General features: G+C 37.6%; 1 protein-coding gene, 1 other RNA gene and 1 pseudogene. 1 reads left to right on the forward strand and 2 read right to left on the reverse strand.

Annotation, left to right across the window (positions count from 1 at the left end):
• Positions 1-439 (forward strand): annotated as a pseudogene (locus ADF68_RS07945) (transposase); the annotation flags it as partial.
• Positions 440-544: 105 nt separating this feature from the next.
• On the opposite strand, the gene ssrA reads toward ADF68_RS07945, so the two are convergent.
• Both ssrA and ADF68_RS07950 read right to left on the reverse strand, forming a co-directional pair.
• Positions 545-892, reverse strand: a transfer-messenger RNA (tmRNA) gene (gene ssrA / locus ADF68_RS10200).
• A gap of 103 nt (positions 893-995) precedes the next feature.
• Positions 996-1577, reverse strand: coding sequence for a class I SAM-dependent DNA methyltransferase (locus ADF68_RS07950; protein WP_049549345.1), 582 nt, complete (start codon positions 1575-1577; stop codon positions 996-998).
• Positions 1578-1833: the final 256 nt, after the last annotated feature.

The raw sequence follows: 1833 nt of genomic DNA on the forward strand, positions 1-1833 counted from the left end.
CTAGTAATTTTGTTTATGATGCAAGTCATGACTCTTATATTTGTCCAGAGAATCAAGTATTAAACTATCGCACTACCACTCGAGAAGGCTACCGTGAGTATAAGAGTAATCCCCAAGTATGTGTTGCCTGTCCTTTATTATCCGTTTGTACTCAAAGCAAGAATTTTCAAAAAGTAGTAACGAGACATGTCTGGAAAGATGCCCTTGAATTTTGTGAGGAGATTCGTCACCAAAGAGAAATGAAAGAGCTCTATAAGAAGCACAAAGAAACAATTGAACGACTCTTTGGAACGGCTAAGGAGTACCATAATTTGAGATAGGAAAGTCCAAAATGGAGGATCAGGTTGGGCTTACTTTGGCGTGTTTAAATATCAAAAAATTAGTGAAGTGGATAGAGAATATCCCTTTTTATTTTTCTCAAATTCAGATTTTTGAATAGAATATCAGATGATGAGACAAACTATTTTTGAAAAGAGAAAAAAACAAACGCCAAAAATGACGTTTGTCTTCGTTCTGACGTTGAGATCATCAACGTTTTTTAATATAATGGAGCCGGTGGGAGTCGAACCCACGTCCAAACACCTGCTAACATATTTGTCTACAACCATAGGTTATGTATTGTTTTAACAGTCCCTCGACACATAACTCAAGCCTAGGAACTGCGAGTCTATAAATCTCTTATCAAACTGCTAGACGAAGCTTGATCGTATCTCGCTAATAATAAGACCTGTCATCAGACACGAGCAATCCGAATCGGGTCACGCCTGCTGGTTTTTAGGCAGCTAGAGCGTAAGAAGTGTTATTTTTTGCAGTTATATTTAACTGAGCGTTTACGTCGCCACACGAGTCGCAAAATATGCCTCATAATGCCTGTCGAATCCGTAACGACCCCAAAAGACAATACAACTATTATACCTTATCTATTGGGAAAATGCAAAAACTGAGTAAAGATTAGCATTTGCTTTGTTTTTAGGGCTTATCTGATACTCTAAGGGCTAAATATTCTTGCTGCTTGTAAGAAATAATTGGGAAGGTTTATGGAGAAAGAGATGGTCTGAGCTGTAGAGTATTTGACTTGTTATTTCCGAGAAACCTTGTTGACTGAGACTTTCTTCAAGTTCAGAAATGATAAAACCGTGTGTCTCTCCATCTGGTAGAGTAAAATCAGCGATAAAGAGTTGTCCGCCATGAGCCACATGTTCCTTGAACATAGCCAGACTGTCCTCGAGATTAGGCATATGATGAAGAACTCGACTGACGATAATAAGGTCGAACTCTTCTTCAAGTGGTTCAAGTAATAAATCCTGTTGAATCAAGTATAGGTTTGCAAGCTTTTGGCTTTCAATCTTGAGACGAGCTTGCGCAAGCATCTTGTCTGCAATATCAACCAAGGTCACTGATTTAGCTTGTTTGGCAAGAGGAAGGGCGATAAGGCCAGTTCCGCCTCCAAAGTCTAAGACTGATTTGTTCGACAAATCAGGCACTTGTTTTACTATATGCTGATAAACAAGATCGGCCAAAAATTGATTTTTTGAAGAATCAAATGATTCTGCTCGATGATTAAAATGATGTTCCATATTTCTAGTCTAGCATAAAGTTTGGCAGTTTAACATTCCCCGCTTATTTTCTAGTAAAGAATTAAGCAAAAAGATTTTTCTCAAAAACATGTGAACTAGAACTAGCTCACATGTCAGATTGAAGACAAAGTCCTTAGAACTCAAGTTTCTAAGGGCTTTTCTTTTTGTAAAGTCGTATAATAGAGGTAAGAAAAGTTGTGAGGTAATCCCTATGTTTCACAAAGAAAAACCTGATTATAATCGTAAGCAATATGGT

Source organism: Streptococcus pseudopneumoniae, assembly GCF_001068775.1.
Classification (GTDB): Bacteria; Bacillota; Bacilli; order Lactobacillales; family Streptococcaceae; genus Streptococcus; species Streptococcus pseudopneumoniae_N.